This window comes from Streptomyces tatrensis, from assembly GCF_049310065.1.
In the GTDB taxonomy this organism is placed as follows: Bacteria; Actinomycetota; Actinomycetes; order Streptomycetales; family Streptomycetaceae; genus Streptomyces.
The window spans coordinates 4,840,969-4,854,188 of record NZ_JBMDLB010000011.1; the positions used below are offsets into that span (position 1 = coordinate 4,840,969).

A 13,220-nucleotide genomic window follows, 5' to 3' on the forward strand; every position below is an offset into this window, starting at 1 on the left:
AATCAGGCTCCTTGAGCATTGCGAGATCTACGCAACGCACTGCGCAGCTGCTCGTGCCAACGCGGGCGTTTCCGGGGTGGGACGTGGTCCACGCCACCCGGGGACCACGGATTGCACCGCAGGATCCGCCAGGCGGTCAGAGCCGTCCCCTTCACCGCACCATGCCGGTCGATGGCCGTGTACCCGTAGTGCGAGCACGAGGGGTAGTAGCGGCACACCGGCCCGAGCAGCGGACTGATCGTCCACTGGTACAGCTTGATCAATGCGAGCAGCGGGTACTTCATCGAGCCACGCCTCCCAGGAGCCGCAGCAATGCGGCATCGAGGTCCCGGGCCAGCTCGTCGAGACCGGCATCACCCGCTCCGGGCAGAGCCCGTACCACCATCAGGCTACCTTCGGGCAGCTGAGACAGCCGCTCGCGGACGAGATGGCGCAAACGGCGCTTGACCCGGTTGCGTACGACGGCGATGCCGACAGCCTTGCTGACGACGAAACCCGCACGCGTCGAGGGATCGATCTCCCCCGGCGCGTGCGGGTCCGTTGCACCGCTTGTACGTAGGTGGACGACGAGGAGCGGGCGACCGGCCCGGCGACCTCGACGTACCGCGCTCGCGAAGTCCTCGCGCCGCCTCAGCCGATTTTCGGGAGACAGCACGACGTCACGATCCGCCCGTCAGTTACGCGGAGAGTTCGGCGCGGCCCTTGCCACGACGGTTCGCGAGGATGGCGCGGCCGGCACGGGTACGCATCCGGAGACGGAAGCCGTGGGTCTTGGCACGACGGCGGTTGTTCGGCTGGAAGGTGCGCTTGCTCACTCGGGGGCTCCAGAGAATAAATCGTTTAGGCGGGACATCGCCTGGCTGTCACCGTGCGCCCACGAGGAGAAAACTCGCGTGTTCGCCCGAGTGGCACCGCAAAACGATCACAACCAGTGATCTTCGCCCATCGGTAGGCAGGCGGCAGCAGCCATCGACAACTCGACCTCGTTACGGTACGCGCGGCTACGCCATCCGGTCAAACCGAGCCGACGGTGCCCCACACTGTGCACAGGCTGTGGACAACGACTTGAACCGTACCCGCTGGCCTGACTACCGTTGCCTGACCCCGGTTTTTTTGTCCCGACCGTCCCAAAGAACCACACATTCGTGGGACCCCCTGTTGAGAGAGCGTGCTCTGTGGCTGACGTACCTGCCGATCTTGCCGCAGTGTGGCCAAGGGTGCTCGAAAAGCTCCTCGGGGAGGGACAGAACAGCATCGAGCCCAAGGACAAGCAGTGGGTCGAGCGCTGCCAGCCCCTGGCCCTGGTGGCGGACACCGCGCTGCTTGCCGTCCCCAACGAGTACGGCAAGCGCGTGCTCGAGGGCCGGCTCGCCCCGCTCATCAGCGACGCCCTCAGCCGTGAGTGCGGCCGCCCCATCCGGATCGCGATCACGGTCGACGACTCCGCCGGCGAGCCCTCGCCCCCGGCCCCGTCCTCGCCTTCCTCCCACGACGGCTACGAACCGTACGGCGGCCAGCGCCCCGGCGGGCACACCGGTCCCATGGGCCACACCGGCCCCGCCGACGACCAACTCCCGAGCGCCCGCCCCGCCTACCCGGACTACCAGCAGCCGCGCTCCGAGCCCGGCGCCTGGCCCCGCGGCGGCCAGCAGGACGACTACGGCTGGCAGCAGCCCCGCCTCGGCGGTTTCCCCGAGCGCGACCCGTACGCCTCCCCGCAGCCGGGCTACATGCAGCAGTCCGAGCCCTCCTCCTACGACCAGGGCTCCTACGAACAGCAGAAGTACGAGCAGCAGGGTTACGAGGGTCAGCAGCAGCGCTCCTCCCGCCAGTACGAGCAGCAGCAGTACGACCAGCCGCCCGCGCGGCAGGCCCCCAGCCGGCCCGCACCCTCGGCCCCGTCCGGCGGATCCACCTCGGGCCCGCTGGAGCCGACCGCCCGGCTGAACCCCAAGTACCTCTTCGACACCTTCGTCATCGGCGCCTCCAACCGCTTCGCGCACGCCGCCGCGGTGGCCGTCGCCGAGGCGCCGGCGAAGGCGTACAACCCGCTCTTCATCTACGGGGAGTCGGGGCTCGGCAAGACGCACCTGCTGCACGCCATCGGGCACTACGCGCGGAGCCTCTACCCCGGCACCCGGGTGCGGTACGTGAGCTCCGAGGAATTCACCAACGAGTTCATCAACTCGATCCGCGACGGCAAGGGCGACGCGTTCCGCAAGCGCTACCGCGAGATGGACATCCTGCTCGTCGACGACATCCAGTTCCTCGCGAGCAAGGAGTCGACGCAGGAGGAGTTCTTCCACACCTTCAACACGCTCCACAACGCCAACAAGCAGATCGTGCTCTCCTCCGACCGGCCGCCCAAGCAGCTCGCCACCCTGGAGGACCGGCTCCGCAACCGGTTCGAGTGGGGCCTGATCACCGACGTCCAGCCGCCCGAGCTGGAGACCCGTATCGCGATCCTGCGCAAGAAGGCCGTCCAGGAGCAGCTCAACGCCCCGCCGGAGGTGCTGGAGTTCATCGCCTCCCGCATCTCGCGCAACATCCGCGAGCTGGAGGGGGCGCTGATCCGGGTCACGGCCTTCGCGAGCCTGAACCGGCAGCCGGTCGACCTGGGACTGACCGAGGACGTCCTGAAGAACCTGATCCCGGGCGGCGAGGACAGCTCGCCCGAGATCACCGCCACCGACATCATGGCGGCCACCGCCGACTACTTCGGGCTGACCGTGGACGACCTGTGCGGCTCCTCGCGCAGCCGGGTCCTGGTCACCGCCCGGCAGATCTCCATGTACCTGTGCAGGGAGCTCACGGACCTCTCGCTGCCCAAGATCGGGGCGCAGTTCGGCGGCCGCGACCACACCACCGTCATGCACGCGGACCGCAAGATCCGCGCCCTGATGGCGGAACGCCGCTCCATCTACAACCAGGTGACCGAGCTCACCAACCGCATCAAGAACGGCTGACACCGGCTCTGTGTACGTGCCGTACGGGCGCCGTCGAGGCCCCTTCAAACGCTTCGAGAGGGCGCTCCCGGGTTACTTCGGGGGCGCCCTTCTTCATGCGTGCGCCCCTGGCCTGTTCGAATACGCCCCCTTGGGGGCAACTCATCCACAGATTGGGCGACTTTCTTCCGTCCACACCCTGGGGACGGACCGCACAACCCACAAGGCTGTCCACAGGGCCCAGGTGTGAGGCACCATCAGGGCTGGTCAGACCCCTGTGGAATTGTGCACAACGACTATCCACAGGCTGTGGACGAAATATTCATCCACAGGTCTGTCCACGGCGTTGTCCACCGCCGGTCCACAGCTTCCCGGGTCCTGTGCACAGGATCAGACGACTTCCCCACACCGTTGTCCACTGTTCGGCAACCAGGAACCCTCCATCACCGCCCCGAGTGAAAGCGGTCACACCGAAGTCGACGTTTGGGTTGTGGAGTACTCGGGAAAACCTGGGGACGCACCTGTGGAGTAGTCGGGGTCATCTGTGGATGGCCTGTGCAGAAGTTTTCGTTCTCCACAGAGACACGTGGTTGTCCACCGGTGTCGCCCACAGGGTGTGGGGATAAAAAACGCGGGCTGACCTGCAAAAACACTGTTATCCACCGTTTCCACAGGCCCTACTACTACCCCCATAGAGAGTTAGCCCGGTTTCGGTTTTCAAGCAGGTCCTGTGCACAACTCGGTGGATCGCCCTCCCCGACACCTCGCTCCCGACTTGACCGCCGGCAGCGACGACTGTCGGCGCCGTACGTCAGACTGGTCCCCGGCATCGGTCGAGGCATCGACGAGCCGACGACGAAGGCCGGCAGACGAGCGAGCAACAGCAGGAGGCGGTTTCCGGTGAAGATCCGGGTGGAGCGCGACGTACTCGCGGAGGCGGTGGCCTGGGCTGCCCGTAGCCTCCCGGCCCGGCCGCCGGTGCCCGTTCTCGCGGGAATGCTGCTGAAGGCCGAGGAGGGCAAGCTGTCCCTCTCCGGCTTCGACTACGAGGTCTCGGCCCGTGTCTCCGTCGAGGCGGACGTCGAGGAGGACGGCACCGTCCTGGTCTCCGGCCGGCTGCTCGCCGACATCTGCCGCGCCCTCCCCAACCGCCCGGTGGAGATTTCCACAGAGGGTGTACGGGCGACCGTGGTCTGCGGCTCCTCGCGATTCACACTCCACACGCTGCCTGTGGAGGAGTACCCGGCGCTGCCGACGATGCCCACCGCGACCGGCACCGTGCCCGGCGAGGTCTTCGCCTCCGCCGCCGCCCAGGTCGCCATCGCCGCGGGCCGCGACGACACGCTGCCCGTGCTGACCGGTGTCCGCATCGAGATCGAGGGCGACAAGGTCACCCTGGCCTCCACCGACCGCTACCGCTTCGCGGTCCGCGAGTTCCTGTGGAAGCCCGAGGACCCCGAGGCCTCGGCCGTGGCCCTGGTGCCCGCCAAGACCCTCCTGGACACCGCCAAGTCGCTCACCAGCGGCGACACGGTCACCATCGCGCTGTCGGGCTCCGGCCAGGGCGAGGGCCTCATCGGCTTCGAGGGCGCCGGCCGGCGCACCACCACCCGCCTCCTCGAGGGCGACCTGCCGAAGTACCGCACGCTCTTCCCGACGGAGTTCAACTCCGTCGCCGTGATCGAGACCGCCCCGTTCGTCGAGGCCGTCAAGCGCGTGGCCCTCGTCGCCGAGCGCAACACCCCGGTCCGTCTCAGCTTCGAGCAGGGCGTGCTGATCCTGGAGGCCGGTTCCTCCGACGACGCACAGGCTGTGGAGCGCGTCGACGCGAAGCTGGAGGGCGACGACATCTCGATCGCCTTCAACCCGACCTTCCTGCTGGACGGCCTGAGCGCGATCGACTCGCCGGCCGCGCAGCTCAGCTTCACCACGTCCACCAAGCCGGCGCTGCTCAGCGGCCGCCCGGCGGTCGACGCCGAGGCCGACGAGGCGTACAAGTACCTGATCATGCCGGTCCGCCTCTCCGGCTGACCCCGGAAACGACGCGGCAGCCCCTCGGGCCCGGCCCCGCTTCCCGCGGACCGGGCCCGAGGGCGTTCCGCCCTCCCGCCCGCGAAGCCCCGTAGCGTCCCTGCAGCGGCCTCGTGGGGGCCCACAGGGCCTTCCCCGGATCCCGTACGGAGCCTCGTGCGCGGCCCGTCGCGCGCCTCGGCGCCGACACCCCGAGTGCCCGTGGCGCCGGGCGCCGCGGCCCGGCGTAGGCTCGGCACGGGGGGATGTCCCCGGGCAGGGGAGCACCCCGGCACAGACGGCCACAACGCTTAAGGAACCACCTGATGGAGCTTGGTCTCGTCGGTCTCGGCAAGATGGGCGGCAACATGCGCGAGCGCATCCGCCGCGCCGGCCACACCGTCATCGGATACGACCGCAACCCGGACCTCGCCGATGTCCACAGCCTGTCGGAACTTGTGGACAGCCTGCAGGCCCCCCGCGTGGTGTGGGTCATGGTCCCGGCCGGCGCGGCGACCCAGTCCACCGTGGACGAGCTCGCGGGCCTGCTCTCGCCCGGCGACATCGTCGTGGACGGCGGCAACTCCCGCTGGACCGACGACGAGAAGCACGGCGCCGAGCTGGCCGCCAAGGGCATCGGCTTCGTGGACTGCGGAGTCTCGGGCGGCGTCTGGGGCCTGGAGAACGGCTACGCGCTGATGTACGGCGGCGACAAGGAGCACGTCGCGGCCGTCCAGCCGGTCTTCGACGCCCTCAAGCCCGAGGGTGAGTTCGGCGCCGTGCACGCCGGCAAGATCGGCGCCGGCCACTTCGCGAAGATGGTCCACAACGGCATCGAGTACGCCATGATGCAGGCCTACGCCGAGGGCTGGGAGCTCCTGGAGAAGGTCGACTCGGTCACGGACGTCCGCGAGGTGTTCCGGTCCTGGCAGGAGGGCACGGTCATCCGTTCCTGGCTGCTGGACCTGGCCGTGAACGCGCTGGACGAGGACGAGCACCTGCAGCAGCTGCGCGGCTTCGCGCAGGACTCCGGAGAGGGCCGCTGGACGGTCGAGGCCGCGATCGACAACGCCGTGCCGCTGCCCGCGATCACGGCCTCGCTCTTCGCACGCTTCGCGTCCCGCCAGGACGACTCCCCGCAGATGAAGATGATCGCCGCGCTGCGCAACCAGTTCGGCGGCCACGCGGTCGAGAAGAAGTAATCCACAACCGCTCCACAGGTCCACCGTGCACCTGTGCACAGCCTGTAGATCCACAGCCTGTAGATCCACAGCCTGTAGATCCACAGCCTGTGGAGCGGAGCACGGCAGAGCAGCAGGAAGCCGGGGGAGGTCGGCGCCACATGCACGTTTCGCATCTCTCGTTGGCCGACTTCCGCTCGTACGCCCGGGCCGAGGTTCCCCTCGACCCGGGCGTCACCGCTTTCGTCGGCCCCAACGGGCAGGGCAAGACCAATCTCGTCGAGGCGATCGGCTACCTCGCGACCCTCGGCAGCCACCGCGTCTCCGCGGACGCCCCGCTCGTGCGGATGGGCGCCGAGCGCGCCGTCATCCGGGCCGCCGTCACCCAGGGCGAGCGCCAGCAGCTCGTGGAGCTGGAGCTGAATCCGGGCCGCGCCAACCGGGCCCGGATCAACAGGTCCTCGCAGGTCAGGCCGCGGGACGTGCTGGGCATCGTGCGCACGGTCCTGTTCGCCCCCGAGGACCTGGCCCTGGTCAAGGGTGACCCGGGGGAGCGGCGCCGCTTCCTCGACGAGCTCGTCACGGCCCGCTCGCCGCGCATGGCGGCCGTCCGCTCGGACTACGAGCGGGTGCTCAAGCAGCGCAACACCCTGCTGAAGTCGGCGGCGATGGCCCGCCGGCACGGCGGGCGCTCCATGGACCTGTCCACCCTCGACGTGTGGGACCAGCACCTGGCGCGCACGGGCGCGGAGCTCATGGCCCACCGGCTCGACCTGCTCGCGACCCTGCTGCCGCTGGCCGACAAGGCCTACGAGCAGCTCGCGCCCGGCGGCGGACCGCTCGGCGTGGCCTACAAGTCCTCCGCGGGCGAGCAGGTGGACAGCGGCGAGGCCCGCACCCGCGAGGCGCTGTACGAGGTCCTCCTCGGCGCGCTGGCGGAGGTGCGCAAGGGAGAGATCGAGCGCGGGGTGACCCTGGTCGGCCCGCACCGCGACGACATGGTGCTGCGCCTCGGGGAGCTGCCGGCCAAGGGGTACGCGAGCCACGGCGAGTCCTGGTCGTACGCGCTGGCCTTGCGGCTGGCCTCCTACGAGCTGCTGCGCGCGGAAGGCAGTGAGCCGGTGCTGATCCTCGACGACGTGTTCGCGGAGCTGGACGCGCGGCGCCGGGAGCGGCTGGCGGAGCTGGTGGCGCCCGGCGAGCAGGTGCTGGTGACGGCGGCGGTCGACGACGACGTGCCCGGGGTGCTGGTCGGGACCCGGTTCGCGGTGGCCGGCGGGGAGGTGACCCGGCTGTGAGCGGCAAGGAGCAGAACCCACCGCAGGAGCCGCAGCGCAAGGCGGCCGAGCCGTCGGGTGTGGACCTGGCGCGCCAGGCCCTGGCGGCGGCGCGCGAGCAGGCGCGGGCCCGGGGCAACGCGGCGCAGAACAAGAAGGGCCGGTACCAGCCGGGCCTGCGCTCGGGCGCCCGCGCGGACGGCCGGGACCCGATGCCGCTGATGGCGGCGCTGGACCGGCTGCGCACGGAGCGCGGCTGGGAGATGCCGATGGCGGTGGCGGGCGTGATGGAGCGCTGGCCGGAGATCGTCGGCCACGACATCGCCACGCACTGCGTGCCCGACCGGTACGAGGACCGCGAGCTGGTGGTCCGCTGCGATTCCTCGGCGTGGGCGGCGCAGCTGAAACTGCTGGCCCCGCAGCTGGTGGCCCGGCTCAACGCGGACCTGGGGCAGGGCACCGTCCGGCTGATCAAGGTGCACGGCCCCGGCGGCGGGCCGAAGCGGTACGGCCCCTGGCGGGCCCCGGGGAGCACGGGTCCCGGCGACACCTACGGGTGAGCCCGCGGGCCCTGTGCCGGGGGGCCCGACTCCGCGGGATCCGCCTCTGCGGGGTCTGACTCCGCGAGGCCCCCCGCGCCCGAGCGCGGCCGGTCGAACCGGCTCGCTCGACCGTGCGTGTCCCTGTCGTGCCCCGGCCCGTGCCCGTATCCGCGCCCCGATGCGCGTACGCCCGTACGGCCGCCGTCCGCGTGCACCCGTACGGGTGAGTAGGGATCCGGTGGACGACCGTACGTACGGCTGTTCGGGTGGTGTCCCTCACGGTAGCGAGAGGTTGACAGCCCGAAGCGCTCAATGCCCGTGTGAGCCTCTTTGAGCCCCTCCCCGGATATGGGGAGTCGGAGAGAGGAGTTTCCGGGCGGCACATGCGGACTCAGGTACCGGCAAACGCCCATTCATGGGGGTGATACCGGTAGACTGAACGAGAATCCCGCGCACGCGCGGGATTCAGTCGAGTAAAGCTGACCACCGCTGACAACGCAGATCGACGCAGCCGCTCCCGCTTGCATGCATGCCGGCCCGGAGTACGGCCTGTGCTGTGCCAGAAAGGGCGCTTCGTGGCCGATTCCGGCAACCCCAACGACAACCAGTCCACAGTCGGCCAGAACGGCGAGGTCACGTCCTCGTACGACGCCAGTGCCATCCAGGTCCTCGAGGGCCTGGACGCGGTCCGCAAGCGGCCCGGCATGTACATCGGCTCGACCGGTGAGCGCGGGCTCCACCACCTCGTCTACGAAGTGGTCGACAACTCGGTCGACGAGGCCCTGGCCGGGCACGCGGACACCATCGACGTCACGATCCTCGCCGACGGCGGCGTGCGCGTGATCGACAACGGCCGCGGCATCCCGGTCGGCATCGTGCCGTCCGAGGGGAAGCCGGCCGTCGAGGTCGTGCTGACGGTCCTGCACGCGGGCGGCAAGTTCGGCGGCGGCGGCTACGCCGTCTCCGGCGGTCTGCACGGCGTCGGCGTCTCCGTCGTGAACGCCCTGTCGACCAGGGTCGCGGTCGAGGTCAAGACCGACGGTTACCGCTGGACCCAGGACTACAAGCTCGGTGTCCCGACGGCGGCACTGCTGAAGAACGAGGAGACGTCCGAGACGGGCACCTCGGTCACCTTCTGGGCCGACGGCGACATCTTCGAGACCACCGAGTACTCCTTCGAGACGCTTTCGCGCCGCTTCCAGGAGATGGCCTTCCTCAACAAGGGCCTGACCCTCTCGCTGACGGACGAGCGCGAGTCGGCGAAGGCCACGATGGGCGCGGACACCGCCGAGGAGACCGACGACCAGCAGGCGCGCACGGTCAAGTACTACTACGAGGGCGGCATCGTCGACTTCGTGAAGTACCTCAACTCGCGCAAGGGCGAGATGATCCACCCGACCGTCATCGATGTCGAGGCCGAGGACAAGGAGCGCATGCTCTCGGTCGAGATCGCGATGCAGTGGAACTCGCAGTACACCGAGGGCGTCTACTCCTTCGCGAACACGATCCACACGCACGAGGGCGGCACGCACGAAGAGGGCTTCCGCGCGGCGATGACCGGCCTGGTCAACCGCTACGCGCGCGAGAAGAAGTTCCTCCGCGAGAAGGACGACAACCTCGCCGGCGAGGACATCCGCGAGGGTCTGACGGCGATCATCTCGATCAAGCTGGGCGAGCCGCAGTTCGAGGGCCAGACGAAGACCAAGCTGGGCAACACGGAGGCCAAGACCTTCGTGCAGAAGGTCGTCCACGAGCACCTCAACGACTGGTTCGACCGCAACCCGGTCGAAGCCGCGGACATCATCCGCAAGTCGATCAACGCGGCCACGGCGCGCGTCGCGGCCCGCAAGGCCCGCGACCTCACCCGCCGCAAGGGTCTGCTGGAGAGCGCCTCGCTGCCGGGCAAGCTGTCGGACTGCCAGTCGAACGACCCGACGAAGTGCGAGATCTTCATCGTCGAGGGCGACTCGGCCGGCGGTTCGGCGAAGTCCGGCCGCAACCCGATGTACCAGGCCATCCTGCCGATCCGCGGCAAGATCCTGAACGTCGAGAAGGCGCGGATCGACAAGATCCTCCAGAACACCGAGGTCCAGGCGCTGATCAGTGCTTTCGGTACCGGTGTGCACGAGGACTTCAACATCGAGAAGCTCCGGTATCACAAGATCATCCTGATGGCGGACGCCGACGTCGACGGCCAGCACATCAACACCCTGCTGCTGACCTTCCTGTTCCGCTTCATGCGGCCGCTGGTCGAGGCCGGTCACGTGTACCTGTCGCGTCCGCCGCTCTACAAGATCAAGTGGGGCCGCGACGACTTCGAGTACGCGTACTCGGACCGCGAGCGCGACGCGCTGGTGGCGCTCGGCAAGCAGAACGGCAAGCGGATCAAGGAAGACTCGATCCAGCGCTTCAAGGGTCTGGGCGAGATGAACGCCGAGGAACTGCGCATCACCACGATGGACGTGGACCACCGCGTGCTCGGCCAGGTCACCCTGGACGACGCCGCGCAGGCCGACGACCTGTTCTCGGTGCTGATGGGTGAGGACGTCGAAGCCCGGCGCTCCTTCATCCAGCGCAACGCCAAGGACGTTCGCTTCCTCGACATCTGAGTCGGCTCAGCTGACCGCCTGAAAGGACCTCTGACCAGCAATGGCCGACGAAACCACCCCCACCGCCGCGGAATCCGCGGAGGAGCAGCCCGTCATGCGCATCGAGCCCGTCGGGCTCGAGACCGAGATGCAGCGCTCCTACCTCGACTACGCGATGTCCGTCATCGTCTCCCGCGCGCTGCCCGACGTACGGGACGGCCTCAAGCCGGTCCACCGCCGTGTGCTGTACGCGATGTACGACGGCGGCTACCGGCCCGAGAAGGGCTTCTACAAGTGCGCCCGCGTCGTCGGCGACGTCATGGGCACGTACCACCCGCACGGTGACTCCTCGATCTACGACGCCCTGGTCCGCCTGGCCCAGCCGTGGTCGCTGCGCATGCCGCTCGTGGACTCCAACGGCAACTTCGGCTCCCCGGGCAACGACCCGGCGGCCGCGATGCGCTACACCGAGTGCAAGCTCATGCCGCTGGCCATGGAGATGCTCCGGGACATCGACGAGGAGACCGTCGACTTCACGGACAACTACGACGGCCGCAACCAGGAGCCCACCGTCCTGCCGGCGCGGTTCCCGAACCTGCTGATCAACGGCTCCGCGGGCATCGCGGTCGGCATGGCCACCAACATCCCGCCGCACAACCTGCGCGAGGTCGCGGCCGGCGCCCAGTGGGCGCTGGAGCACCCGGAGGCCTCGCACGAGGAGCTCCAGGACGCGCTCCTCGAGCGGATCAAGGGCCCGGACTTCCCGTCGGGCGCCCTGGTCGTGGGCCGCAAGGGCATCGAGGAGGCGTACCGGACCGGTCGCGGCTCCATCACGATGCGCGCGGTGGTCGAGGTCGAGGAGATCCAGAACCGCCAGTGCCTGGTGGTCACGGAGCTTCCGTACCAGACCAACCCCGACAACCTGGCGCAGAAGATCGCCGACCTGGTCAAGGACGGCAAGGTCGGCGGCATCGCCGACGTCCGCGACGAGACCTCGTCCCGGACCGGCCAGCGCCTGGTGATCGTCCTCAAGCGCGACGCCGTCGCCAAGGTCGTGCTGAACAACCTCTACAAGCACACCGACCTGCAGACGAACTTCGGCGCGAACATGCTGGCGCTGGTGGACGGCGTGCCGCGCACGCTGTCGATCGACGCCTTCATCCGCCACTGGGTGACGCACCAGATCGAGGTCATCGTCCGGCGCACGAAGTTCCGCCTGCGCAAGGCGGAGGAGCGCGCCCACATCCTGCGCGGTCTGCTCAAGGCGCTGGACGCGATCGACGAGGTCATCGCGCTGATCCGGCGCAGCAACACGGTCGAGATCGCCCGCGAGGGCCTGATGGGCCTGCTGTCGATCGACGAGATCCAGGCGAACGCGATCCTGGAGATGCAGCTCCGCCGCCTCGCGGCCCTGGAGCGGCAGAAGATCGTCGCCGAGCACGACGAGCTCCAGGCCAAGATCAACGAGTACAACGCGATCCTGGCCTCCGAGGAGCGCCAGCGTCAGATCGTCAGCGAGGAACTGGCGGCCATCGTCGAGAAGTTCGGCGACGACCGGCGTTCCAAGCTGGTGCCCTTCGACGGCGACATGTCCATGGAGGACCTGATCGCCGAAGAGGACATCGTCGTCACGATCACCCACGGCGGGTACGTCAAGCGCACCAAGACCGAGGACTACCGCTCGCAGAAGCGCGGCGGCAAGGGCGTGCGCGGCACGAAGCTGAAGCAGGACGACCTCGTCGACCACTTCTTCGTGTCCACCACGCACCACTGGCTGCTGTTCTTCACGAACAAGGGCCGGGTCTACCGCTCGAAGGCGTACGAGCTCCCGGACGCCGGCCGTGACGCCCGCGGGCAGCACGTGGCGAACCTGCTGGCCTTCCAGCCGGACGAGAAGATCGCCCAGATCCTCGCGATCCGCGACTACGAGATCGCCCCGTACCTGATCCTGGCCACCAAGGGCGGCCTGGTGAAGAAGACGGCGCTCAAGGACTACGACTCGCCCCGTTCGGGTGGCGTCATCGCGATCAACCTCCGGGAGACCGAGGACGGCAGCGACGACGAGCTGATCGGCGCCGAGCTGGTGTCCGCCGAGGACGACCTGCTGCTCATCAGCAAGAAGGCGCAGTCGATCCGCTTCACGGCGACCGACGACGCGCTGCGCCCGATGGGCCGCGCCACTTCGGGCGTGAAGGGCATGAGTTTCCGAGGAGGGGACGAACTCCTCTCCATGAGCGTGGTCCGGCCGGGTACCTTCGTCTTCACCGCGACCGACGGCGGCTACGCCAAGCGGACGCCGGTGGACGAGTACCGCGTCCAGGGCCGTGGTGGCCTGGGCATCAAGGCGGCGAAGATCGTGGAGGACCGCGGCTCGCTCGTCGGGGCGCTCGTGGTGGATGAAACGGACGAAATCCTCGCCATCACGCTCAGCGGTGGTGTGATTCGTACGCGCGTCAACGAAGTACGGGAGACCGGCCGTGACACCATGGGCGTCCAGCTGATCAACCTGGGTAAGCGCGATGCCGTCGTCGGCATCGCCCGCAACGCGGAGGCCGGTCAGGAAACTGACGAGGCCGACGACAGCGAGAACGAGATCGGGACCGACGCGGCTGTCGAAGGACAGGCCGCGGAGGCCGCCGAGGGCACGGAGCCCTCGGCTGGGGAGCACGAGGAGTAA

At 68.8% G+C, this 13,220-nt stretch carries 10 protein-coding genes and 1 pseudogene; 8 read left to right on the forward strand and 3 right to left on the reverse strand.

What is annotated here, in order from left to right:
- Window positions 1-2 precede the first annotated feature (2 nt).
- From yidD to rpmH, 3 genes are read right to left on the reverse strand one after another with little or no spacing between them, the layout of a single operon-like run.
- Window positions 3-284, reverse strand: a complete 282-nt coding sequence (gene yidD, locus ACODT5_RS37870) for a membrane protein insertion efficiency factor YidD (RefSeq protein WP_076043740.1) — start codon at window positions 282-284, stop codon at window positions 3-5.
- The gene (gene rnpA / locus ACODT5_RS37875; protein WP_267754555.1) at window positions 281-655 is read right to left on the reverse strand and encodes a ribonuclease P protein component; all 375 of its coding nucleotides are present in this window, start codon (window positions 653-655) and stop codon (window positions 281-283) included. Before rnpA ends, yidD begins: the two co-directional genes overlap by 4 nt.
- Window positions 656-677: 22 nt before the next feature.
- Complete coding sequence (gene rpmH, locus ACODT5_RS37880; protein ID WP_100597229.1) at window positions 678-815, reverse strand: 50S ribosomal protein L34; 138 nt, start codon at window positions 813-815, stop codon at window positions 678-680.
- 360 nt (window positions 816-1,175) lie between these two features.
- On the opposite strand from rpmH, the pseudogene dnaA (ACODT5_RS37885) reads away from it, so the two are divergent.
- From dnaA (ACODT5_RS37885) to gyrA, 8 genes and pseudogenes are all read left to right on the forward strand, one after another.
- Window positions 1,176-1,719, forward strand: a pseudogene (gene dnaA, locus ACODT5_RS37885) (chromosomal replication initiator protein DnaA); the annotation flags it as partial.
- A gap of 11 nt (window positions 1,720-1,730) precedes the next feature.
- Complete coding sequence (gene dnaA / locus ACODT5_RS37890) at window positions 1,731-2,966, forward strand: chromosomal replication initiator protein DnaA (RefSeq protein WP_422525157.1); 1,236 nt, start codon at window positions 1,731-1,733, stop codon at window positions 2,964-2,966.
- An 879-nt stretch (window positions 2,967-3,845) separates the two neighbouring features.
- Window positions 3,846-4,976, forward strand: a complete 1,131-nt coding sequence (gene dnaN / locus ACODT5_RS37895) for a DNA polymerase III subunit beta (protein WP_422523544.1) — start codon at window positions 3,846-3,848, stop codon at window positions 4,974-4,976.
- A gap of 305 nt (window positions 4,977-5,281) precedes the next feature.
- Window positions 5,282-6,157, forward strand: coding sequence for a phosphogluconate dehydrogenase (NAD(+)-dependent, decarboxylating) (gene gnd / locus ACODT5_RS37900; RefSeq protein WP_243331108.1), 876 nt, complete (start codon window positions 5,282-5,284; stop codon window positions 6,155-6,157).
- A gap of 140 nt (window positions 6,158-6,297) precedes the next feature.
- Window positions 6,298-7,434 (forward strand): DNA replication/repair protein RecF, encoded by a 1,137-nt coding sequence (recF, locus tag ACODT5_RS37905; protein WP_422523545.1) that lies wholly within the window; start codon window positions 6,298-6,300, stop codon window positions 7,432-7,434.
- Window positions 7,431-7,973: a DciA family protein gene (locus ACODT5_RS37910; protein ID WP_422523546.1), complete on the forward strand. Its 543-nt coding sequence runs from the start codon at window positions 7,431-7,433 to the stop codon at window positions 7,971-7,973. Before recF ends, ACODT5_RS37910 begins: the two co-directional genes overlap by 4 nt.
- Before the next feature lie 533 nt (window positions 7,974-8,506).
- On the forward strand, window positions 8,507-10,564 hold the full coding sequence (gyrB, locus tag ACODT5_RS37915; RefSeq protein WP_422523547.1) for a DNA topoisomerase (ATP-hydrolyzing) subunit B: 2,058 nt from the start codon (window positions 8,507-8,509) through the stop codon (window positions 10,562-10,564).
- Window positions 10,565-10,604: 40 nt separating this feature from the next.
- A complete protein-coding gene (gyrA, locus tag ACODT5_RS37920) occupies window positions 10,605-13,220 on the forward strand; it encodes a DNA gyrase subunit A (RefSeq protein ID WP_422523548.1) in 2,616 nt (871 codons plus the stop codon).